We start from the raw sequence: 21,677 nt of genomic DNA on the forward strand, positions 1-21,677 counted from the left end.
CTTGCGGGAGAAGGGACAACATGCCCCCGCTTGCGGGAGAAGGGACGGCATGGCCCCGCTTGCGGGCGAACGGACAGCTTCGGCGCTGCAGGTCGAATGTCGATTCACCCTAGAGGGGCCGTGCCGACGGCTTCGGCGATGCGGGCGGCGCCGGCGGAGCCGGTGGTTCCGGCGGCGCGGGCATGCGCAGGCTGCGCACCTCGGGCACGGTCGCCTGCACCGTGCCCGGCTTGCGGTCGCGCAGGTAGGCGATCTCCACCCGCGCGTTCGCCGGGCGCTCGCGCAGCGCCTGCATCGCCTCGCGCGGCGTGGACACGGGGCGGCCGTCGATGCGCTGGATGACGTCGCCGGCGCGCAGCCCGTCCAGGCGCCCGGCCGAGAGCACCAGCACGCCGCGGTCGGTACCGAAGTAACGGCCCAGTTCGGCGTCCACCGCCGCCAGGTTCAGTCCGCGCCAGCGCGCGGCGGCGAGCAGCCTGGGCATGGCGCAGTCGGGTCCGGTGCAGTCGGCGTCCAGTCCGGCCGCGGAGAGCGCGCGCTCGATGTCCGCACCGATGCCGGCGGTGTCGATCCTCGCCTGCTCGACGCTCTGCCGCAGCGCCTCCATGTCCAGTCCGGCCAGCGCGTCCTGCACGGCGCTTCCGATGTCGCCGGACAGCACCGCGATGCGCGGCCCGGGCCTGGGGGTGAGCGACACGGTCGCCTCGCGGCCGCCGCGCACGTAGCCGATGCGCGCCGGCGCATCGGCCTCCAGGCGGGCGATCAGGCCGCGGGCATTGTCGAGGCGGGTGGCGCCGTCGCTGCCGAGGATGCGGTGGCCGTCGACGGCGACCAGCCGGTCGCCCGCGCGCAGGCCGGCCGCGGCGGCCGCGCCGCCCGGGGTGACGGCGGCGATGCGGACGCCGGCCTCGGGGTCGGCGGCCAGGACCACGCCCAGGACCGGGCGCGAGAGATCGCCGAAGGCGCCAGCGCCGTCGCCGATGCGTTCGCGGGTGAGCTCGGCCAGGCGCGCGGCGGCGCGCTGCAGGTCGGCGCGGGCGGCGTCCAGGTCGCGGGTGTCGGCGTTCTGCGCCACGGCGGCCCAGGGCGCGGCGGCGGCCAGTGCGAGGGCGAGCGCGGCGGTGCGGAAGGAAACGTTCATGGCGGTCTCGGTCGTCGGAGAGGGGTCAGTCGATCCGCACGACGGCGGCGTCGAAGCGGCCGCCTTGGGCGGCGAGCCAGGCGCGCTCGCCTTCCAGACGGGTCAGCGCGCGCAGGGTCTCCACGCGCGACCGCCACAGCGCGCGCTCGGCGGCGGGGTCGCCGGCGGCGGGCAGGCGCGCGTCGATCTCGGCCAGGCGCAGCTCCAGCTCGCCGGCCATCAGCGCCGCGGTGCCGCTGGCGACGCGGTCGTCGCGCAGCAGCGGCAGCAGCGCTTCCAGTTGCGCCGACTCGGCCTGCAGCCCGCGCAATGCAGGGTCGGGAACGGTCGTGGCGATGGGCGCGGGGGTGTCGTCGACGGGCGCCATCGGCAGGCGCATGGGCAGCGCGACGGCCAGCAGCAGCGAGGCCGCCAGCGCGCCCCACAGCGGCCAGCGCGCGCGCGCGGTCGGCGGCGGCGCGGGCAGGCGCGCCTGCAGCGCCTGCCAGCCGCCGGCGGGCGGGGGTTCGGCGGGCAGTCGGGCGAAGGCGTCGTGCCAGGTCTCGGGCGGGGGCGGAAGCGGGGCGTTCATGGTGTGGGCGTCGTGGGGCGGTCGGGATCGAGGCGTTCGCGCAGGCGGCGGGTGCCCCGCGCGACCTGCGACTTGGAGAAGCTCGGCGTGCGCTCCATCAGCGCGGCGATCTCCTCGTGGGTGAAGCCTTCGGCGTGGTACAGCCAGAGCACGCTGCGGGTGACCGGCGGCAGTTCCGCCAGCGCGCGCTGCAGCGCGGCGGCGTCGGCGGCCGCCGCGGGCGGCGACGTGTCCGCGGCGATCGGCTGCTCGTCGATGTCGAGGTGGCCGTCGAACTTGCGCCCGCGCCGCAGTCGCATCAGCGACTCGTTGACCGCGATCTGCCGCAGCCAGCCCCAGAACGGGCTGGCGCCGCGGAAGTCGCCGATGCGGTCGATCATCTTCAGCATGGTGTCCTGCAGCACGTCGGCGGCGCTGTCGCGGTCGCCGCAGATGCGCAGCGCCAGGGTGAACGTGGGGCGCTCGAACCAGCGGTAGAGCTGCTCGAACGCCGATCGCTCGCCTCGCCGCGCGCGGCCCAGCAAGGTCTCGGGCACCTCGATGGCGAAGCCGGAGGCGGACGGCGCCGCCGCGGGCGGCGGGCCCAGTGGCGGGGCGGCGGGAAGGGGCGGGTCGGGCGGCATGTCGGTAGGTCAGATGCGCCGGGCGGGCGAAGCGTCGCAGCGCCCGTGCAGGTCACACCGGGCGCCTATACTCCGTCGGGGATGCGACCAATATCGGAGGAGGCAACGCCATGGGAGCGACCGGTTTCCTGACGGGGGTACTGCTGGTGGCCGGCATCATCGTGCTCTTCAAGACGGTGCGCATGGTGCCGCAGGGCTACGAGTGGACGGTGGAGCGGTTCGGCAAGTACACCCGGACCCTCGGCCCGGGGCTGCATTTCCTGGTGCCGATCGTCTACGGGGTCGGGCGCAAGGTGAACATGATGGAGCAGGTGCTCGACGTGCCGAGCCAGGACGTCATCACCAAGGACAACGCCGTGGTCCGGGTGGACGGGGTGGTGTTCTTCCAGGTGCTCGATGCCGCCAAGGCCGCCTACGAGGTCTCCAACCTGGAGATCGCGATGATCGCCCTGGTGCAGACCAACATCCGCACCGTGATCGGCTCCATGGACCTGGACGAGTCGCTGAGCGGCCGCGAGGCGATCAACGCCCAGCTGCTGAACGTGGTCGATCACGCGACCAACCCCTGGGGCGTGAAGGTCACCCGCATCGAGATCCGCGACATCGCCCCGCCGCGCGATCTGGTCGATGCGATGGCGCGGCAGATGAAGGCCGAACGCGACCGCCGCGCGGTGATCCTGGAGGCCGAGGGCCATCGGCAGTCGGAGATCCTGCGCGCCGAGGGCGACAAACAGGCCGCGATCCTGGAGGCCGAGGGCCAGAAGGAGGCCGCCTTCCGCGAGGCCGAGGCCCGCGAGCGCCTGGCCGAGGCCGAGGCCAAGGCCACGCAGATGGTGTCCGAGGCGATCGCCCAGGGCGACGTGCAGGCGATCAACTACTTCGTCGCGCAGAAGTACGTGGAGGCGTTCGAGAAGCTCGCCACCGCGCCCAACCAGAAGTTCGTGCTGATGCCGATGGAGGCCAGCGGCGTGATCGGCTCGATCGCCGGCATCGCCGAGCTGGCGCGCGAGGCGCTGGGCAACCAGCAGGCGGCCACCCGCGAGCGCCTGTCGCAGCAGCGCGGAGGGGACTGAGCCATGCGCTGGGAGGTGGTGGCCTGGGCCGCGGTGGCGCTGCTGCTGCTGGCGGCGGAGACGCTGGCGCCCGGCGCCTTCATGCTGTGGATGGGCTTCGCCGCCGCCGCGGTCTTCGCCATCGTGCTGCTGGTGCCGGGCATCCCGTTGCTGTGGCAGGCGGTGGCCTTCGTGCTGCTGAGCTTCGCCTCGATCCAGGTCTACCGCACCTGGTTCCGCAAGCGCGCGCCGGAGAGCGACCATCCCACCCTCAACCGCCGCGCCGCCCACCACCTGGGCCGCGTGGTGCCGCTGGAGCGGGCGATCGTGTCCGGCGAGGGCCGGGTCAAGATCGGCGACGCCTTCTGGGTGGTGGCGGGGCCCGACCTGCCGGCCGGCACGCCGGTGCGCGTGGTCGGCGCCGAAGGCATGACGCTGCGGGTCGAGCCGGCCGAATGAGTCGCCGCGCGCCGGCTTTCCGCGGCGCGCTCTGGGATAATGCCGGGCTTCCGATACGAGGGCGTCCGCATGACCCGCAAGACCGTACTCAACCAGACCCATCGCGACCTCGGCGCGCGCATGGTCGATTTCGGCGGCTGGGACATGCCGCTCAACTACGGCTCGCAGATCGAGGAACACCACCAGGTCCGCCGCGACGCGGGCATGTTCGACGTCAGCCACATGACCGTGGTCGATCTGCACGGCGAGCGCGTGCGCGAGTTCCTGCGCCGGCTGGTCGCCAACTCGATCGACAAGCTCAAGAAGCCGGGCAAGGCGCTGTACACCTGCATGCTGGACGAGGACGGCGGCGTCATCGACGACCTGATCGTCTACTTCATGGACGAGCCCTGGTTCCGGCTGGTGGTCAACGCCGCCACCCGCGACAAGGATCTGGCCTGGATCCAGGCGCACGCGCAGGCCTTCGGCGTGGAGGTGCGCGAGCGGCCCGAGCTGGCCATGATCGCGGTGCAGGGCCCGAACGCGCGCGAGCGCGTGCTCGGCCTGCTCGATGCCGCCGGCCGCGAGGCCGCCGCCCGCCTGGCGCGCTTCTCCGCCGCCACGGTGCGCACCGCCGACGGCGCCGAGCTGTTCGTCGCCCGCACCGGCTACACCGGCGAGGACGGCTTCGAGGTGGTGCTGCCCGAGGATCGCGCGGTCGGGTTCTGGAACGCGCTGCTGGCCGCCGGGGTGAAGCCGGCCGGCCTGGGCGCGCGCGACACCCTGCGCCTGGAGGCGGGCATGGCGCTCTACGGGCAGGACATGGACGAAACGGTCACGCCCTACGAGGCGGGCCTCGGCTGGACCGTGTCGCTGGACGAGGGGCGCGACTTCATCGGCCGCGCGCGGCTGGAGCGTCAGCAGGCCGACGGCAGCGCGCGCCAGCTGATCGGCCTGGTGATGGACGAGAAGGGCGTGCTGCGCCACGGCCAGCGCGTGTCGAGCGGCGCCGGCGAGGGCGAAGTGCTCTCGGGCACCTTCTCGCCCACGCTCGGCAAGGCGATCGCCTTCGCCCGGGTGCCGGCCGGCGACCCGGGGCAGGTGCGGGTGGACATCCGCGGTCGCGAGGTGCCGGTGCGCGTGGTGCGCTACCCGTTCGTGCGCGAGGGCCAGCCGCAGCCGGGCGTGCTCGGCTGAGGGCGCCTGCGTCCGGAATCGACACCGCGCAGACCGCCTTCGCTACACTAGCGCCCCGCAGTCCCCAGCCAATACGGAGCCCCCGATGAGCGAGATCCCCGGCGACCTGAAGTTCCTGAAGTCCCACGAGTGGGCGCGCATCGAGGACGGCGGCCGGGTGACCGTCGGCATCTCCGATCACGCCCAGGGCCTGCTCGGCGACCTGGTGTACGTCGATCTGCCCAACGTCGGCGACCGCGTCGAGGCCGGCAACGCCGCCGCGGTGGTGGAGTCGGTGAAGGCGGCCTCGGACGTCTATTCGCCGGTGACCGGCACCATCGTCGAGGTGAATGCCGACCTCGCCGACAAGCCGGAGACCATCAACGAGGACGCCTACGGCGAGGGCTGGATCTTCGTGGTCCAGATCGAGGACACCGAGCAGCTCAACGAACTGCTCGAGCCCGACGACTACGCCTCGCTGCTCGAAGACGCCGACTGAGTCGGACCCGCCTTCCGTTCGCGACGCGCCGCCTTCGGGCGGCGCGTTGCGTTTGGGCGGGCGAACGCCGGGCGCGTCGCCCCAAGACCATGCGCATGCCCGGCCTGCGAGCGGAGCGACGGCACGTCGCGGCACGACATGCGCGCCGCCCATGCTCGCCGGCGAGGCGGCTTCCCCATCCGTCGCTCGCGTCCTGCGCACGCGTCCGGAGCGCGCTCGATGCCTTCGGCGGGTCGAAACCCGTGCGCAAGGTTCGCGCAAATCCGCGCAAAGGCGTCGTTGCAGCGCGATAAGGCGCGCATCGGGCGCGCCGGATTTCGCCCGGGGTTCATCCGGCGCCGGCGGCGATCCGCTGCTTCGCTCGCGACGCGTGAGCACGAGCGCGCCGACGCGCGCGTCCGGCGCGATGACGAAAAAACGCTTGAAAACAGCGTCCGCAATCCATGCGTCGTCTTCGGCCGGCGGTCCATGACGCGCGCGCGCCGACGCGTGCGCCGGCGAAGACGATCGTCGATGTGCAGATCGCGCGAAAGCGATCGCGTCGTCGCGCGCGCAAAAGTGTTGACAGTGGAAAAAACCGTGATTAGGTTTCGCCCAAACCACGCCGCCGCAGGGAAGAGTGATCCGAACCGGGACGACATCGAGCGACACAACCGAGCCTTCCGCCCCGAAGTTCCGAAAGGTGGAGCCAGTCCTCGTCTCCCCTGCAAAAGCCAGCATCCCTTCCGACGACACCCGCGCCGTACCGGTGCGGGTGTCTGCATTCGGACGCGCCACGACGCGGAACCGGCCAGGCCGATGTCCGCTGCGAGGCGCAGGAATCCGTCCCGATGCGCCCGGCGCGTCGGCGGTTGGTCGCGGGTCCGACTCCCGCGGCGTTTGCGTACTGGGCCCGTAGTACTTGAAGTCCACAGACGAGGAGAGCCATCACATGGCCACGAAGAAAGCCACGAAGAAACGCCCCGCCAAGAAGGCGGCCAAGAAGGTCGCCAAGAAGTCGGCGGTCCGCAAGGTCGCGAAGAAGGCGGCGAAGAAGGTCGGCCGCAAGACCGTCGCCAAGAAGGCGACCCGCAAGACCGCCGCCAAGAAGACCGCGAAGAAGGCAGCGAAGAAGACCGCCAAGAAGGTGGCCAAGAAGTCCGCCGCGAAGAAGACCGCGCGCAAGACCGCGAAGAAGACCGCGCGCAAGTCGACCGCGAAGAAGGCCGCTCCGCGCAAGGCGGCGAAGAAGACCGCCAAGAAGACCGCCAAGAAGACGGCCACGCGGAAGACGGCGACCAAGTCGGCCGCGAAGAAGGCGCCGCGCAAGGTCGCCAAGAAGACCGCCAAGCGCGCCGCGAAGAAGGCGCCGCCGGTCTCCATTCCCGCCGCACCCGCGCCGCTGATGTAAGCGATCCCCCGATCGCCGTCATGCCATAGCCCCCTCCGCCGCCCAGTCGGAGGGGGCTTTTTCGTGCTTCGCCCCCGCTCGGGCCGGTCGAGGCGCGCAGGGGCGAGCGCGGGTGTCCGGCCGGGCGTGTCGTCGCGGTCCGGGCGTCTCATCGGCCGTCCGCTGTCGCGGTGCCGTGCATCGCCTGCACCCAGGCATGCGGCCAGTCGCCGGGGCGGACCGCGCCCAGGCGACCGGGCGCCCGAAAGGCGGAGGGCGCCTGCGGTCGCAGGCGCTTGCCTCGAAGGGCCGCGTCGGCGGCTCGCCGGCACGGTGCCGGGACGATAGATGCGAAACGCCGAGCCGGCGCGCCGCCGGTACGCGGGGGGCGGTCGCCCGCCGCAAGCGAGTCCGCGCCGCTCCCGTGCGCGGCCGCTGCCGGCGAGCCGTATCGCCGTTCCGGTCGCGATCGACGAGCGCGGGCGTCGCCTGCCGGTGCAGCGCTACTCGGGCTGCGCGTGGGCGCTGCTGGCGGCCGGGCCGGCCGGCGTCGTCGCGTCTTCCCGACCGGCCGGGCTGCGGGCATAGAGCATGTCGCCGACGTCGACGTCGAGCCAGCGCTGGGGCGGCAGGCCCAGCGCGCGGTCGATCACCGTGGGCATCAGGCCGGAGGGCAGGCTGCTTTCGCTGTTCCACAACACCACCAGGCCGAGGCCGCGCTCGGGCAGCATCGCCATCAGGCCGCGGTAGCCCTGCACCGCGCCGCCGTGGAAGACCACGCGGTGGCCGGCGTAGTCGTAGACGCGCCAGCCCAGGCCGTAGCCGGCGGCGTTGAGCCGCTGGCTGCGCCACGAGCTGGCGCGGCTGCGCATCTCGCCGGGGGTGCCGACGATCGGCGAGTGCAGCGTCGCCAGCAACGGTGCCGGCAGCACGTCGGGGCGGTGGCCCAGGTGGGCGATCAACCATTGCGCCATGTCGCTGATGCTGGCGTTGACGCCGGCCGCCGGCGCCACCCGGTAGTAGGTCGGCTTGGGCATCAGCGAGGTCCAGCCGCGCCCGGCGCGCACGTGCGGCTTGGCCCAGCGCGGGCTGCTCTGGATGCCTTCCAGCCCGAAGCTGGCGTCGTTCATGCCCAGCGGCTTGAACAGCCGGCGCGAGACCGCCTCGCTGTAGAACTGGCCCGAGGTGGCGAACACCACGTCGCCGACCAGGCTGAAGGCGACGTTCTGGTAGCTGTAGCACTCGCCGGGCGCGCAGGTCATCGGCGCGTCGGACAGCTTGTGCACCAGGGTGTTGTAGTCGGCGCCGCGCTCGATGTCGCGGTCGTAGGTGTGCCGGCCCAGGCCGACGCGGTGGCTGAGCACGTCGGCCACGGTCACGCGCTCGGCGGCCTGCGGGTCGGCCAGGCGCAGGCCGGGCAGGTAGTCCACCACCTTGCTGTCCCAGCGCAGCGCGCCCTCGGAGACGAGCACGCCGGCGATGGTGCCGGCGAAGGACTTGGACAGCGAGGCGAGGCGGAAGACGGTATGGGCGTCGACCGGCTCGGCGGCGCGCACGTCGGTGATGCCGTAGCCGCGCGCGCTCAGCACGCGGCCGTCGTGGACGATCGCCATCGCCAGCCCGGGCACGCGCTGATCGGCGACCAGCGCCTGCGCCATCGCCTCGAACTCGCGCACGTCGAAGCCGGGCGCCAGGGGCTGCGTGGCGACCGGCGGCGGGCGCTGCTCGGGACGGCCGTCGGTGGGCGCGGGGAAGCTCGCTACCGGCTCGTCCTGTACGGACGCGGCCACGGCGACGGGCTGCGATTGCGCCGCCGATCCCAGCGCCACCGGAAGCAACATGCTCACCAGCCCCAATTGCCAGGCCCGCCCGCGGCGGAGGCGCTGCGCCTTGTCTTTCATCGGGTCTGTCCCCTGCGTATGCTTGCTGCAGGCCGATCATAGCGCCTGCTCGGCAATTTGCATGAACAAGGGGAGGTTCGATGGGTAGCTTGCTGATCCTGCTGGTGTTTCTCGGTCTGGTCGTGGTCGCCGCGCTGTGGGGCGTCGGCATCTACAACGGGCTGGTGACCGCCCGCAACGCGTTCAAGAACGCCTTCGCCCAGATCGACGTGCAGCTGCAGCGCCGCTTCGATCTGATCCCCAACCTGGTCGAGACCGCCAAGGGCTACCTGAGCCACGAGCGGCAGACCCTGGAGGCGGTGGTCGCCGCCCGCGGCGCCGCGCTCGGCGGACTGCAGGCCGCCAAGGCCAACCCCGGCGATCCGGCCGCCATGGCCGAGCTGGCGCAGACCCAGGGTGCGCTCAACGGCGCGCTGGGCCGGCTGCTGGCGGTGGTCGAGGCCTATCCCGACCTCAAGGCCAGCCAGAACATGATGCAGCTGACCGAGGAGCTGACCAGCACCGAGAACCGGGTGGCCTTCGCGCGCCAGGCCTACAACGATGCGGTGATGGCCTACAACAACAAGCGCGAGGTGTTCCCGTCGAGCATCGTCGCCGGCATGTTCAAGTTCGAGCCCGCCGCGCTGCTCGACATCCCCGAGGATCGCGCCGAGGTCCGCGAGGCGCCCAAGGTGCAGTTCTGAGGCACCGGGCTTGGGGATTGTGGAGTCGGGTTGCTTGGTGGCGGTAGCGTGCGGGCCGGCGCGTGGCGCCGCCCCCGCGCCCCGGTCGCGCCTGCTCTTCCCGATGCCGAACCCCCGTTCCCGAGTCCCGGCCCTGCCATGAGCTTCTTCGAACGCCAGACCCGGGCGCGCCGCAACACGGCCTGGCTGGTGGCGCTGTTCGCGCTGGCGGTGGCGGGCATCGTGGCGCTGGTGGTCCTGGGGGTGATGGTGTTGCTGGGCGGCGGTCCGCGCGCGATGGCGGTCGCGGCGGTCGGTGCGCTGGCGGTGATCGGGCTCGGCTCGCTCTACCGGGTCGCCTCGCTGCGCGGCGGCGGCACGCGGGTGGCGGCGGAGCTGGGCGGCGTGCTGGTCCCGGAAGACACCACCGATCCGCAACTGCGCCGGCTGCGCAACGTGGTCGAGGAAATGGCGATCGCGTCCGGGGTGCCGATGCCGGCGCTGTTCGTGCTCGAACACGAGCCGGGCATCAACGCCTTCGCCGCCGGCTATTCGCCTTCCGACGCCGCGGTGGCGGTGACCCGCGGCGCGCTGGAGCGGCTCAACCGCGACGAGCTGCAAGGCGTGATCGCGCACGAGTTCAGCCACATCCTCAACGGCGACATGCGGCTCAACATCCGCCTGATGGGCGTGCTGTTCGGCATCCTGATGCTGGGCCTGATCGGCCGCAAGATCCTCGTGCACGGCGGGGGCGGGGGGCGCGGGCGCAGCGCCGGCATGGTGCTGGTGATGGCGCTGCTGTGCATGCTGGTCGGCTACGCCGGGCTGTTCTTCGGGCGCATGATCAAGGCCGGCGTCAGCCGCTCGCGCGAGGTCTTGGCCGACGCCTCGGCGGTGCAGTTCACCCGCCAGGCCCAGGGCCTGGCCGGGGCGCTGAAGAAGATCGCCGGCGTGGAGGCGGGCTCGCGCCTGCAGGAGCGAGCCGATGCCGAGGAGGTCAGCCACATGCTGTTCGGCGACGGCACCGGCCTGCGCGGCCTGTTCGCCACCCACCCGCCGATCCTCGAGCGCATCCGCGCGCTGGATCCGGCGTTCGACGCCGAGGCGCTCGGCCGGCTCAAGGCGCGCTGGCGCGAGCGCCCGCCGGACGGGCTGGAGGAGGATCTGCAGCTCGGTCTGGTCGGTGCCGGCGCCACGGCCGCCCCGCTGCCCGCAGCGCGGGCGCGGCTGGCGGTGACCGCGCCGATGGTGGCCGCGCACGTGGCCGCCCCGCAGGACGACGACTGGCAGCGGGCCGGCGCCATCGTCGATGCGATCCCCGAGCCCCTGCGGCAGGCGGCGCGCCGGCGCGACATGGCGGTGCCGCTGCTGCTGGCCCTGCTGTTCGACGGCGAGCACGAGGTCCGCGCGCGGCAGCGCGAGGAGATCGCCGCGCGCCTCGGGCCGGCGGTGGCCGAGGCGGCCGAGCACCTGCGCACGGCGCTGGCGCAACTGCACCCGATGCAGCGCTTGCCGCTGGCGCAGCTCGCCTTTCCGGTGCTGCGCCTGCGCCCGCGGCCGGAGCTGGGCGATTTCCTCGACGTGGTGCACGCGATGACCCATGCCGATTCGCGGGTCTGCCTGTTCGAGTACTGCCTGGGCCAGCTGTTGCGGGTGCAGGTCATGGAGTCGCTCGACCCGGGCCGCCATGCGCGCTTCGGACGCCGCAAGGCCGGCAACGTCAAGCGCGAGTTCGCGCTGCTGCTGGCGGTGGTGGCCCAGGCCGGGCACGGCGGCGACGCCGAGGCCGCGCGCCGCGCGTACCTGGCCGGCCTGCAGCGCGTGCTGCCGCGCGACCACGTGCCCTATGCCCCGCCCGCCGAAGGCGCGCAGGCGCTGGATGCGGTCTGGGAGCCGCTCGACCGGCTCGACCCCCTGGCCAAGCAGGTGCTGGTGGAAGCCATCACCGACGCGGTGCTGCACGATGGCCGCATCTCGGTGGCCGAATCGGAACTGCTGCGCACCATCTGCGGCGTCCTGCACTGCCCGCTGCCGCCGGTGCTGGAACGCTAGGAACCGCGGACGGCCCTGGCAAACGCCGCCGCGCGTCCCCAACTGGGCGGAATGGACACCCACGCCGATCTCCCGCTTTCGATCCTCGACCTGGCCCCGGTCACCGAGGGCAGCGACCTGCCCACCGCCTTCGCCCGCTCGCTCGATCTGGCCCGCCACGCCGAGCGGCTGGGCTATCGCCGCTACTGGCTGGCCGAACACCACAACATGCCCGGCATCGCCTCCGCCGCGACCGCGGTGCTGATCGGCTACATCGCCGGCGGCACCTCGACCATCCGCGTCGGCGCCGGCGGCATCATGCTGCCCAACCACGCGCCGCTGCAGGTGGCCGAACAGTTCGGCACCCTCGACGCGCTGTACCCGGGGCGCATCGACCTCGGCCTGGGCCGCGCGCCCGGCACCGACCAGGCCACGGCGCGGGCGCTGCGCCGCTACTTCGACAGCGCCGACGCCTTTCCCAACGACGTCGTCGAGCTGCTGCACTTCTTCGAGCCGGCCAAGCCCGGGCAGGCGGTGCGCGCGGTGCCCGGCGCCGGCGCCGACGTGCCGGTCTGGCTGCTCGGCTCCAGCCTCTTCAGCGCGCGCCTGGCCGCGGCGCTCGGGCTGCCGTTCGCCTTCGCCTCGCACTTCGCCCCGGCGGCGATGGACGAGGCGCTGGCGGTGTACCGGCGCGAGTTCCGGCCCTCGCAGCGGCTGCAGGCGCCCTACGCGATGCTCGCGCTCAACGTGGTGGCCGCCGACGACGAGGCCCAGGCGCGGCGGCTGTTCACCACCCAGCAGCAGGCGTTCGTGCGCCTGCGCCGCGGCGAGCCCGGGCTGGTGCCGCCGCCGATCGACGACATCGAGGCGTTCTGGACGCCGGCCGAGAAGGCCATGGTCGAGCAAGCGCTGGCCTGCGCGGTGATCGGCGATGCGCGGCAGGTGGGCGAGGGCATGCGCGCCTTCGTCGCCCGGCACCGCCCCGACGAGCTGATGCTCACCGCCAACATCTACAACCACGCCGCGCGCCTGCGCAGCTTCGAGCTGGCCGCGCAGGCCTGGGCGGGCGGCGGGAACGTCCCCGCGGCGTAGGGCGTCGTCGCCGCACGTCCTGGGACGGGCGGGTCGATTTCCGGGGCGGAGGCGGCGTGGGCGGCCGGGGAGGGCGTTGAGCGGGTGCCGCGCGCCGCGGCGCGTGCGACCATAGCGCGATGAGCGAAGACCGCATCATCGCCGCCGACGCCACCCGCGAGGACGCGGCCGTCGAGGCCAGCATCCGCCCGCAACGCCTGGCCGACTACCTCGGCCAGCAGCCGGTGCGCGAGCAGCTCGGCATCTACATCGAGGCCGCCAAGCGCCGCGGCGAGTCGCTGGACCACGTGCTGATCTTCGGTCCGCCGGGGCTGGGCAAGACCACGCTCTCCCACGTCATCGCCAACGAGCTGGGAGTCAGCCTGCGGGTCACTTCCGGGCCGGTGATCGAGAAGGCCGGCGACCTCGCCGCGCTGCTGACCAACCTGCAGCCACACGACGTGCTGTTCGTGGACGAGATCCATCGCCTGTCGCCGGTGGTCGAGGAAGTGCTGTACCCGGCGATGGAGGACTTCCAGATCGACATCATGATCGGCGAGGGCCCGGCCGCGCGCTCGATCAAGCTCGACCTGCCGCCGTTCACCCTGATCGGCGCGACCACCCGCGCGGGCCTGCTGACCGCGCCGCTGCGCGATCGCTTCGGCATCGTGCAGCGGCTGGAGTTCTACGACGTCGAGGAGCTGACCCGCATCGTGCGCCGCTCGGCCGCCATCCTCGGCATCGAGTGCGCAGCCGACGGCGCCGGCGAGATCGCCCGCCGCTCGCGCGGTACCCCGCGCATCGCCAACCGCCTGCTGCGGCGGGTGCGCGACTACGCCCAGGTCCGTGCCGGCGGGCGCATCGACCGCGAGGTGGCCGACGCGGCGATGCGGATGCTCAAGGTGGACCCGGAGGGCTTCGACGAACTCGACCGCCGCCTGCTGCGGCTGATCGTGGAGAACTTCGACGGCGGCCCGGTCGGGGTGGAGTCGATGGCCGCGGCGCTGTCGGAGGAGCGCGGCACGCTCGAGGACGTGATCGAGCCCTACCTGATCCAGCAGGGCTTCCTGGTACGCACCGCGCGCGGGCGCATGGCCACGGCCCGCGCCTACCGCCACCTCGGGCTGGCGGTCCGCGGCCCGCGCGAGGACCTGTTCGCCGATGCCGCGCCGGCGGGCGCGGAAGACGCTTCCGGGGGCACGCCATGAGCGCGATCGCCGCCGGTTCCGATCAGCACGCGTTCAGCCATCCGGTTCGGGTTTACTGGGAAGATACCGACGCCGGCGGCGTGGTGTACCACGCGCAGTACGTGGCGTTCCTGGAGCGCGCCCGGACCGAGTGGATGCGCGCGCTCGGCCACGGACAGGAAGCGTTGCGCACGCGCCACGACCTGGTGTTCGTGGTCCGGGCGATGCGCATGGACTTCCGCCGGCCGGCGCGCCTGGACGATGCGCTGCGGGTCTCGGTGGCGCTGACCGAGTGCCGGCGCGCCAGCCTGGTGCTGGCGCAGGCGATCCATCGCGACGGCGAGCTGCTGCTGGACGCGGAAGTGCGGGTGGCGGCGCTGGGCGCGAGCGGCTTCAGGCCGCGCGGGATCCCGGAGCCGCTGTACTCGGAGCTCAGATCGAAACAAGTCCGGCCGGACTGAGACAGGACGCCACCGGCCGCCACGAAGTGCGCCCGCGCCGCGAGCACGCGGCGGGGCGATGAGGGCGCGGCCGCGGGCCGCGCGCGTTGGACCGAACAGAACCGGAGCGGATGCATGATCCCACTGACGATGTTGCTGCAGGCCACCCAGGTCGAGCCCCTGCCCGAGGAGGCCGCGGCGGTGGCCGATCCCGCGCTGGCTGCGGGCGCCGACGCGGCCGCCCTGGGCCAGGACCTCAACGTCATGGAACTGATCCTGCACGCGTCGATCCCCGTGCAGCTGGTCATGCTGCTGCTGCTGCTGGCCTCGATCGCCTCGTGGGTGATCATCTTCCGCAAGAAGCGCCTGCTCGACCGCGCGGTGAAGGAGGCCGACCGGTTCGAGGAACGCTTCTGGTCCGGCGCCGAGCTGACCAAGCTGTACGCCGCGGCGACCGAGCGCAGCCGCGAGATCGAGGGCCTGGAGGCGATCTTCGAATCGGGCTTCCGCGAGTACTCGCGCCAGCGCCGCGGCGGCGACAGCCGTTCGCGCCTGGAGGCCGCGCAGCGCGGCATGCGGGTGGCCGGCGCGCGCGAGATCGACGGGCTGGAGCAGAACCTGGAGTTCCTGGCCAACGTCGGCTCGATCGCGCCCTACGTCGGCCTGCTCGGCACCGTGTGGGGCATCATGATCTCCTTCCACGGCCTGGCCAACGTGCGCGAGGCGACCATCGCCACCGTCGCCCCCGGCATCTCCGAGGCGCTGATCGCCACCGCGATGGGCCTGTTCGCGGCGATTCCCGCGGTCTGGGCCTACAACCGCTTCGCGACCAAGGTCGAGCGCATCGCCGGCCGCTACGAGGCGTTCTCGGAGGAGTTCTCCTCGATCCTCGAGCGCCAGTCCAGCGAGGGCTGACCCCGCGCGCGACCTCCGCGCGTTGACCCGACCCGACTGCGAGGACCGACCATGTCCGTCACCCTGCGCCGCCGCAAGCGCCGCAAGCTCAAGAACGAAATCAACGTCGTGCCCTACATCGACGTGATGCTGGTGCTGCTGATCATCTTCATGGTCACCACGCCGCTGCTGAACCTGGGCACCGACATCAACCTGCCCGATTCCAACGCGCGCTCGCTCGGCGCGCCGAAGGATCCGGTGGTCGTCAGCGTCTATCCCGACGGCGCGCTGGCGCTGATGGTCGAGCAGCAGAACCAGTCGGTCACCCGCGAGGACCTGCTGGCGCGCCTGCGCGCGATCCACGCCAACAACCCCGAGGCGACCATCCTGGTGCGCGGCGACGGCGCCGCCAGCTACCAGCTGATCATGGACGCCATCAGCACCATCAACGAGGCCGGCGTCACCAAGGTGAGCCTGCTCAGCCGGCCGCTCGAGGCGGGGGGCTGATGCGGCAGCAGCGCGCCGAGACGGTCCGTGCGGTCCTGCTCGCGCTGGGGCTGCACGTCCTGCTGGTCCTGATGCTGGTGTTCGGCCTGGACTGGACCCGCAGCCGCGCCGAGCCCGCGTTCGGCTCGCCGGTCAGCGCCGACATCATCGACCCGAACGCGCTCAGCGCCGCGCAGCGTCGCGCGCTGGCGGCCGAGCCCGAGCCGCTGCCCGATCCGCCGGCGCCGCCCGAGCCGCTGCCCGAACCCGAGCCCGAGCCGGTCGAGCAGGAGACCGTGCCGCCGCCGCAGCCGCTGCCCGCGCCGGTGCCGGAGGATGCGCCGGTCGAGCCGCAGCCGCAGCCGCAGGAGCGCATCCCCGAGCCCGATACCGTGGACCAGGACGCCGCGCGCCGGGAGGCGGAGTCGGAGCTGACCGCGCAGCGCGAGCAGGAGGCGCGCCGCCGCCAGGAACAGATCGACCTCACCGAGCGCCAGCGGCAGGAGGAAGCCGAGCAGAAGCGCCGGCTGGCGCAGCAGCAGCGCGAGGAAGAACTGCGCAAGCTGCGCGCCGAGCGCGAGCGGCTGCGCCGCGAGGCCGAGCTGTCCGAGCAGCGCCTGCGCCAGATCGCCGAGGCGCGCGCGCGCCAGGCCGCCGAGCAGGCCGCGGCCTCGGCGCAGGCCGCCAGCCCCCCGCCGGGCCGGCCGGACGGCAGCAGCGACCTCGCCGCCAGGTACGCCGCCGCCCTGCAGGAGGCGATCGCCCGGCAGTGGACGCGGCCCGACAACGTGCCGCTGGGCCAGCGCTGCCGCCTCTACATCACCCAGTTGCCGGGCGGCGAGGTGCTCGAGGTCGAGTTCGACCCGAGCTGCCCCTACGACGCCCTCGGCCGGCGTTCGGTCGAGGCGGCCGTGCGCCGCGCCGCGCCGCTGCCCTATGCCGGCTTCGAATCGGTGTTCAATCGCCGCCTCAACCTCAACTTCACCGCGCAGGATCGTTGACGCGTTCCGCGTTCACCTTCCGCTGCGGATGCCGCGTCCAAGCTGTGCGGCGGTCCGCGGCGCGGATCGTCCAGAACCTCCTTCCAGACCGGGTGTCCTGATGAAACCATTCGCGCGTTGCCTGTTCGTCCTGCTCTCCCTGTTGCTGCCGTCGCTCGCCGCGGCGCAACAGCAGGGCCTGGAGATCGACATCGTCGGCGGCCACGCCTCGGCCCTGCCCATCGCCATCGTGCCCATGCCCTACCAGGGCTCGGCCGGCGCGCCCGATACCGACATCGCGGCGGTGATCCGCGCCGACCTCGACCGCTCCGGCCAGTTCCGCACCCTGCCCGAGCGCGACGTGGTGGAGCGGCCGACCCGCGGCAGCGAGGTGCAGTTCCCGACCTGGCGCGCGCTGCGGCAGGACTTCCTGGTGGTCGGGCGCGTGCTCGACGCCGGCGCCGGCGCCTACCGGGTCGAATACGAACTGTTCGACGTGGCCAAGCAGGAGCGCCTGATCGGCATGGCGATGACCGGCCGCTCCGCCTCGATGCGCGACGTCGCCCACCAGATCGCCGACGCCATCTACGAGAAGATCCTGGGCGTGCGCGGCGCGTTCTGGACCCGGATCGCCTACGTCACCCAGACCGGGGTGGGCGAGGGCGCCCGCTACGCGCTGATCGTGGCCGACTCCGACGGGCACAACCCGCAGACCGTGGTCCGCTCCAACGAGCCGCTGCTGTCGCCGGCCTGGAGCCCGGACGGCAGCAAGCTGGCCTACGTCAGCTTCGAGCGCCGCAACTCCTCGATCTACATCCAGGACATCAATACCGGCAGCCGCGAACTGGTCGCCAGCTTCCGCGGCATCAACAGCGGCCCGGCGTTCTCCCCCGACGGCCGCCGCCTGGCGATGACGCTCTCGCGCAGCGGCAACCCCGAGATCTACGTCATGGACCTGGGCAGCAAGGCGCTGACCCAGCTCACCAACCACTTCGCCATCGACACCTCCCCCGCCTGGAGCCCGGACGGGGCGACCATCTACTTCACCTCCGACCGCGGCGGGCGCCCGCAGATCTACCAGGTCCCGGCCACCGGCGGCGGGGCCAGCCGGGTCAGCTTCGAGGGCAGCTACAACGCCGACCCCAGCGTGTCGTTCGACGGCCAGAAGATCGCCGTGGCGCAGGGTTCAGGTAACGTGTACCGTATCGCCGTGCTGGATCGCAGTCTGGGCTCGCCCCGCTGGTCCACGCTGTCGCCGGGGTCGCTCGACGAGTCGCCGAGCTTCGCCCCGAACGCCAGCATGATCCTGTACGCGGCGCGCGAGGGGCGGCGTGGGGTGCTGTATGCCGTTTCTGCAGACGGTCGGGTCCGGCAACGGCTGGTGCTCGCGGACGGCGATGTCCGCGAGCCGGCCTGGGGCCCGTACCGCGAGCAGCGCTGACGCGGTCTGCACATCCACCCACTCAATCTGAATCACCTGAACAACCACTTAGGGAACGACGAGATGAACACCACCACCCGAGTCCTGCTCGCCGCCGCGTTGTGCGTCGCCGTTGTCGGCTGCTCCAAGAAGGTGAAGGAGGAGCCGCCGGCGCAGACCACGCCGCCGCCGGTGACCACCCAGCCCCAGCAGCCCAGCAGCGGCGCCTACGGCCCGGAGGACCTGGACACCGATGCCTGCCTGCGCCAGCGGGTGGTGTACTTCGACTTCGACCAGGATGCGCTGCGTCCGGAGTTCCAGGCCGCGATGGCCTGCCACGCCAAGTACCTGCGCGACCGTCCGTCCTCGCGCATCACCCTGGAAGGCAACGCCGACGAGCGCGGCAGCCGCGAGTACAACCTGGGGCTGGGCGAGCGCCGCGGCAATGCCGTGTCGTCGGCCCTGCAGGCCAACGGCGGCTCGGCCACCCAGCTGACCGTCGTCAGCTACGGCGAGGAGCGTCCGGTCTGCACCGAGTCCACGGAAGACTGCTGGGCGCGCAACCGTCGCGTCGAGATCGTCTACACCGCGCGCTGAGCCGCATGCGCAGGCTGATCGCCCCAGCCCTGGTCGCGGCCGCCCTCGTGGCGGCCGCGCCCGCATTCGCGCAACGCGCGAGCCTGGCCGATCGCGTGGCCTTGCTCGAGCAGCAGGCGGCGGGCAACCAGGGCAATATCGAATTGCTCAACCAGATGAACCTGATGCGCAGCGAGCTGCAGGCGCTGCGCGCGCAGGTGGAGGAACTGCAGCAGCAGACCGAGCAGCTGCGTTCGACCAGCCGCGCCCAGTACCTCGACATCGACGGTCGTCTCAACCGTCTGGAGGGCGGGGCCGGCGGCACGTTGCCCGATCCGCCGCAAGCCGCGGACGCAAGCGCCGCGTCCGCGTTGCCGGCGCCGCCGCCCGCAGGCGGTGCCGCGGCCGCGGGTTCCGCGCTGGCCGGCGCCGAGAACGAGCGCGCCGCCTACGAGATCGCCTTCGACGCCCTGCGCTCCGGGCAGTACGCGGACGCCTCGACCCTGTTCCAGGAGTTCCTCCAGCTCTATCCCGAGGGCACCTACGCGGCCAACGCCCTCTACTGGCTCGGCGAGAGCTACTACGTCACCCAGAACTACGAGCTGGCCCAGCAGCAGTTCCAGGCCCTGCTCGAACGCTACCCGACCAGCGACAAGGCGCCCGGCGCCATGCTCAAGGTCGGCCTGTCGCAGTACGGGCGCCAGCAGGTCGACGCCGCCGAGGCCACGCTTGCCGAGGTCGGCAACCGCTACCCCGGCACCGACGCCGCGCGTACCGCCGAGGACCGCCTGCGCGCGATCCAGCTCGGACGGCTGCGCTAGCCAGGCCCGCGCCGCCGGCCCGCGGGCTTCAGGCGGTCGCGCGGGGCGGCCGGTAGAATGGCCGGCATGAACACCGTGGCGCCCGAGGCGCCGGTCGTCGCCCCGGCGCTCGATCGGCTGCGCATCACCGAGATCTTCCTGTCCCTGCAGGGCGAGGCCCGCGACGCGGGCTGGCCGACGGTGTTCGTGCGCCTGACCGGCTGCCCGCTGCGCTGCGCCTACTGCGATACCGCCTACGCCTTCCACGGTGGCGCCTGGCGCGACATCGACGCCATCCTGGACGAGGTCGCCGCCTACGGGGTGCGCCACGTCTGCGTGACCGGCGGCGAGCCGCTGGCGCAGAAGCGCTGCACGGTCCTGCTGCGGCGGCTGTGCGACGCAGGCTTCGCGGTCTCCCTGGAGACCTCGGGCGCGCTCGACATCGGCGCGATCGATCCGCGGGTGTCGCGCGTGCTCGACATCAAGACGCCGGGCTCGCGCGAGGTCCACCGCAATCGCTGGCAGAACCTCGCCCTGCTCACCCCGCACGACCAGATCAAGTTCGTGATCTGCGGCCGCGAGGACTACGAATGGGCGCGCGGCGTGCTCCACGAGCACGCCCTGGCGGCGCGTTGCGACGTGCTGTTCTCGCCCAGCAAGGGCCAGGTCTCGCCGCGCGAACTCGCCGACTGGATCGTCGCCGACCGCCTGCCGGTGCGCTTCCAGCTGCAGCTGCACAAGCTGCTGTGGGACGACGCGCCCGGTCGCTGACTGGCGCCGCGGCCGGCAGGCGCTGACAATGAGGCGCGTCGCGCGCCCGGTGCCGGGGCGCTCCGATTCCCCGATCCCGAATCCCGAATCCCCAACCCCGATGAAGAAAGCCGTCGTCCTCGTCTCCGGTGGCATGGACTCCGCCGTCGTCGCCGCCATCGCGCGCGAGCAGGGCCATGCCGTGCACGCGCTGAGCGTGCGCTACGGGCAGCGCCACACGTCCGAGCTGGCCGCCGCCGCGCGCGTGGCGCAGGCCGCCGGCGCGGTGGCGCACAAGACCGTCGCGGTCGACCTGCGCGCGATCGGCGGTTCCGCGCTGACCGACGACATCGAGGTGCCGGATGCGGGCGGCGAGGGCATTCCCTCGACCTACGTGCCGGCGCGCAACACCATCATGCTGTCGATCGCGCTCGGCTGGGCCGAAGTGCTGGGGGCGGCGGACATCTACTGCGGCGTCAACGCGGTGGACTACTCCGGCTATCCGGACTGTCGCCCGGAATTCATCGAGGCCTTCGAGCGCCTGGCCAACCTCGCCACCCGCGCCGGCGTCGAAGGCGCCGGCCTGCGCATCCGCGCGCCGCTGCTGCGCATGAGCAAGGCCGACATCGTGCGCGAGGGCCTGCGGCTGGGCGTGGACTTCGCGCAGACCGTCTCCTGCTACCGCGCCGACGACGACGGCCGCGCCTGCGGCCGCTGCGATGCCTGTCGCCTGCGTGCGAACGGATTCGCCGCCGCTGGACGGCCGGACCCGACCCGCTACGTCGCTGGCGCGCCGTTGCCGGCCTGAGCCGCGTGCGTGCGATGACGCCGGAAGACGCGGTCGCGCGGTCGCGCGAGGGGCGGGCGTCCGGCATCCGCTGAGCGATCCGCTCCTACGCCGCCCTCGATCCGATGGGCTCGCTCGCCGCGAGCCGGCGACGCGAAGGCCGGCCTCGCGGCCGTTCCCCTGGGCGTGCCCGCCCCGCCGGCCTTCGTCTCGGGCATGTGCGAAGTGCGGGCGGTCGATTCGAAGCGCTTGACGCCGGGCGCGCTGGCGTAGCGCGTCGCATGGCGCCCAGCGCGCCGTCGCGCGTCTGCGCCATCGTGTCCGCGCTTGCGGACGCTACAGGCCTTCCTCGATGAAGCGATCGTTGAGGTCGTACACCAGGCGGCCGATCTCCGGGGTGATGCACTCGTTGAAGGTGGCGGGGTCGGCGCAGCGCGTATCCACCTGCGCGGCGCGGTCGCGCAGGCCCGCTGCGCCGAGGATCGCCCTGGCCCGCGCATAGCAGCGTTCCGCCTCGGACCCCTGCCGCATCCGGCCATGCCTGGCGATGCAGTAGCTCATCGCGCTGCCCAGGCCGGCGGCGCTGACCGCGTAGAGGGAGCGGGGCTGGGAGGGCGCCGCGGACGAGGGCTGGGCGGCGGCCGGGCAGGCCGGGAGGGCCAGGGCCGCGAAGACGAGGACGAGAGTGCGCATGCGCCTCTTATAGCAGCGCCGTCCCGTGATCGGAATCCGTCGCGAGCCGGATTGACGGGGAACGTCATAAATCGACGCCAGGAGTCCAACGTGGATTCCTGTTGCAGAGCCTTTCGCCCGCGGCCCGTAA

The 21,677-nt window shown here is 72.7% G+C and carries 23 protein-coding genes; 18 read left to right on the plus strand and 5 right to left on the minus strand.

Annotated features, from left to right (window positions below; translation table 11 throughout):
• Positions 1-109 precede the first annotated feature (109 nt).
• The 3 genes from Z164_RS0102705 to Z164_RS0102715 are packed head-to-tail and all read right to left on the minus strand — an operon-like array spanning position 110 to position 2,335.
• Positions 110-1,141 carry a PDZ domain-containing protein gene (locus Z164_RS0102705; protein WP_024889206.1) on the minus strand — a complete coding sequence of 344 codons (1,032 nt, stop codon included), beginning with the start codon at positions 1,139-1,141 and terminating at the stop codon, positions 110-112.
• 25 nt (positions 1,142-1,166) lie between these two features.
• On the minus strand, positions 1,167-1,712 hold the full coding sequence (locus Z164_RS0102710; RefSeq protein ID WP_024889207.1) for a hypothetical protein: 546 nt from the start codon (positions 1,710-1,712) through the stop codon (positions 1,167-1,169).
• Complete coding sequence (locus tag Z164_RS0102715; RefSeq protein WP_024889208.1) at positions 1,709-2,335, minus strand: RNA polymerase sigma factor; 627 nt, start codon at positions 2,333-2,335, stop codon at positions 1,709-1,711. Before Z164_RS0102715 ends, Z164_RS0102710 begins: the two co-directional genes overlap by 4 nt.
• A gap of 110 nt (positions 2,336-2,445) precedes the next feature.
• Between Z164_RS0102715 and Z164_RS0102720 the strand changes: the two genes are divergently transcribed.
• The 5 genes from Z164_RS0102720 (at position 2,446) to Z164_RS21650 (ending at position 6,890) form a co-directional block, all read left to right on the plus strand.
• Positions 2,446-3,408: an SPFH domain-containing protein gene (locus Z164_RS0102720; RefSeq protein WP_024889209.1), complete on the plus strand. Its 963-nt coding sequence runs from the start codon at positions 2,446-2,448 to the stop codon at positions 3,406-3,408.
• A 3-nt stretch (positions 3,409-3,411) separates the two neighbouring features.
• Positions 3,412-3,846: an NfeD family protein gene (locus Z164_RS0102725; RefSeq protein ID WP_024889210.1), complete on the plus strand. Its 435-nt coding sequence runs from the start codon at positions 3,412-3,414 to the stop codon at positions 3,844-3,846.
• A 69-nt stretch (positions 3,847-3,915) separates the two neighbouring features.
• A complete protein-coding gene (gene gcvT, locus Z164_RS0102730) occupies positions 3,916-5,022 on the plus strand; it encodes a glycine cleavage system aminomethyltransferase GcvT (protein ID WP_024889211.1) in 1,107 nt (368 codons plus the stop codon).
• A gap of 85 nt (positions 5,023-5,107) precedes the next feature.
• Positions 5,108-5,500, plus strand: coding sequence for a glycine cleavage system protein GcvH (gene gcvH / locus Z164_RS0102735; RefSeq protein WP_024889212.1), 393 nt, complete (start codon positions 5,108-5,110; stop codon positions 5,498-5,500).
• Positions 5,501-6,431: 931 nt separating this feature from the next.
• Positions 6,432-6,890, plus strand: coding sequence for a histidine biosynthesis protein HisIE (locus tag Z164_RS21650; RefSeq protein WP_081770031.1), 459 nt, complete (start codon positions 6,432-6,434; stop codon positions 6,888-6,890).
• A gap of 482 nt (positions 6,891-7,372) precedes the next feature.
• Here the strand turns inward: Z164_RS21650 and Z164_RS0102745 are convergent, their stop codons facing one another.
• On the minus strand, positions 7,373-8,770 hold the full coding sequence (locus tag Z164_RS0102745) for a serine hydrolase (protein ID WP_043689124.1): 1,398 nt from the start codon (positions 8,768-8,770) through the stop codon (positions 7,373-7,375).
• Between the two features lie 80 nt (positions 8,771-8,850).
• Between Z164_RS0102745 and Z164_RS0102750 the strand changes: the two genes are divergently transcribed.
• The 13 genes from Z164_RS0102750 to queC all read left to right on the plus strand — a co-directional run bounded on the left by Z164_RS0102750 (position 8,851) and on the right by queC (position 20,875).
• A complete protein-coding gene (locus Z164_RS0102750) occupies positions 8,851-9,453 on the plus strand; it encodes a LemA family protein (protein WP_024889215.1) in 603 nt (200 codons plus the stop codon).
• 138 nt (positions 9,454-9,591) lie between these two features.
• Positions 9,592-11,484 (plus strand): M48 family metallopeptidase, encoded by a 1,893-nt coding sequence (locus Z164_RS0102755; RefSeq protein ID WP_024889216.1) that lies wholly within the window; start codon positions 9,592-9,594, stop codon positions 11,482-11,484.
• A gap of 51 nt (positions 11,485-11,535) precedes the next feature.
• Positions 11,536-12,555: an LLM class flavin-dependent oxidoreductase gene (locus Z164_RS0102760; protein WP_024889217.1), complete on the plus strand. Its 1,020-nt coding sequence runs from the start codon at positions 11,536-11,538 to the stop codon at positions 12,553-12,555.
• Positions 12,556-12,674: 119 nt separating this feature from the next.
• Positions 12,675-13,742, plus strand: a complete 1,068-nt coding sequence (ruvB, locus tag Z164_RS0102765) for a Holliday junction branch migration DNA helicase RuvB (protein ID WP_024889218.1) — start codon at positions 12,675-12,677, stop codon at positions 13,740-13,742.
• The gene (gene ybgC / locus Z164_RS0102770) at positions 13,739-14,182 is read left to right on the plus strand and encodes a tol-pal system-associated acyl-CoA thioesterase (protein WP_024889219.1); all 444 of its coding nucleotides are present in this window, start codon (positions 13,739-13,741) and stop codon (positions 14,180-14,182) included. Before ruvB ends, ybgC begins: the two co-directional genes overlap by 4 nt.
• A gap of 114 nt (positions 14,183-14,296) precedes the next feature.
• Positions 14,297-15,076 (plus strand): protein TolQ, encoded by a 780-nt coding sequence (tolQ, locus tag Z164_RS0102775; protein ID WP_024889220.1) that lies wholly within the window; start codon positions 14,297-14,299, stop codon positions 15,074-15,076.
• Between the two features lie 51 nt (positions 15,077-15,127).
• A complete protein-coding gene (locus Z164_RS0102780) occupies positions 15,128-15,562 on the plus strand; it encodes an ExbD/TolR family protein (RefSeq protein WP_024889221.1) in 435 nt (144 codons plus the stop codon).
• A complete protein-coding gene (gene tolA / locus Z164_RS0102785; protein WP_043689126.1) occupies positions 15,562-16,542 on the plus strand; it encodes a cell envelope integrity protein TolA in 981 nt (326 codons plus the stop codon). The genes Z164_RS0102780 and tolA overlap by 1 nt, the downstream gene beginning before the upstream one ends.
• A gap of 100 nt (positions 16,543-16,642) precedes the next feature.
• Positions 16,643-17,962, plus strand: a complete 1,320-nt coding sequence (tolB, locus tag Z164_RS0102790) for a Tol-Pal system beta propeller repeat protein TolB (RefSeq protein WP_024889223.1) — start codon at positions 16,643-16,645, stop codon at positions 17,960-17,962.
• A 63-nt stretch (positions 17,963-18,025) separates the two neighbouring features.
• The gene (gene pal, locus Z164_RS0102795) at positions 18,026-18,538 is read left to right on the plus strand and encodes a peptidoglycan-associated lipoprotein Pal (RefSeq protein WP_024889224.1); all 513 of its coding nucleotides are present in this window, start codon (positions 18,026-18,028) and stop codon (positions 18,536-18,538) included.
• A 5-nt stretch (positions 18,539-18,543) separates the two neighbouring features.
• On the plus strand, positions 18,544-19,338 hold the full coding sequence (ybgF, locus tag Z164_RS0102800) for a tol-pal system protein YbgF (RefSeq protein WP_024889225.1): 795 nt from the start codon (positions 18,544-18,546) through the stop codon (positions 19,336-19,338).
• 66 nt (positions 19,339-19,404) lie between these two features.
• Positions 19,405-20,088: a 7-carboxy-7-deazaguanine synthase QueE gene (gene queE, locus Z164_RS0102805; protein WP_024889226.1), complete on the plus strand. Its 684-nt coding sequence runs from the start codon at positions 19,405-19,407 to the stop codon at positions 20,086-20,088.
• A 100-nt stretch (positions 20,089-20,188) separates the two neighbouring features.
• Positions 20,189-20,875, plus strand: a complete 687-nt coding sequence (gene queC, locus Z164_RS0102810) for a 7-cyano-7-deazaguanine synthase QueC (protein WP_024889227.1) — start codon at positions 20,189-20,191, stop codon at positions 20,873-20,875.
• A 315-nt stretch (positions 20,876-21,190) separates the two neighbouring features.
• Here the strand turns inward: queC and Z164_RS22740 are convergent, their stop codons facing one another.
• On the minus strand, positions 21,191-21,547 hold the full coding sequence (locus Z164_RS22740; RefSeq protein ID WP_024889228.1) for a hypothetical protein: 357 nt from the start codon (positions 21,545-21,547) through the stop codon (positions 21,191-21,193).
• Positions 21,548-21,677 lie beyond the last annotated feature (130 nt).

The organism is Luteimonas huabeiensis HB2, assembly GCF_000559025.1.
Classification (GTDB): domain Bacteria; phylum Pseudomonadota; class Gammaproteobacteria; order Xanthomonadales; family Xanthomonadaceae; genus Luteimonas; species Luteimonas huabeiensis.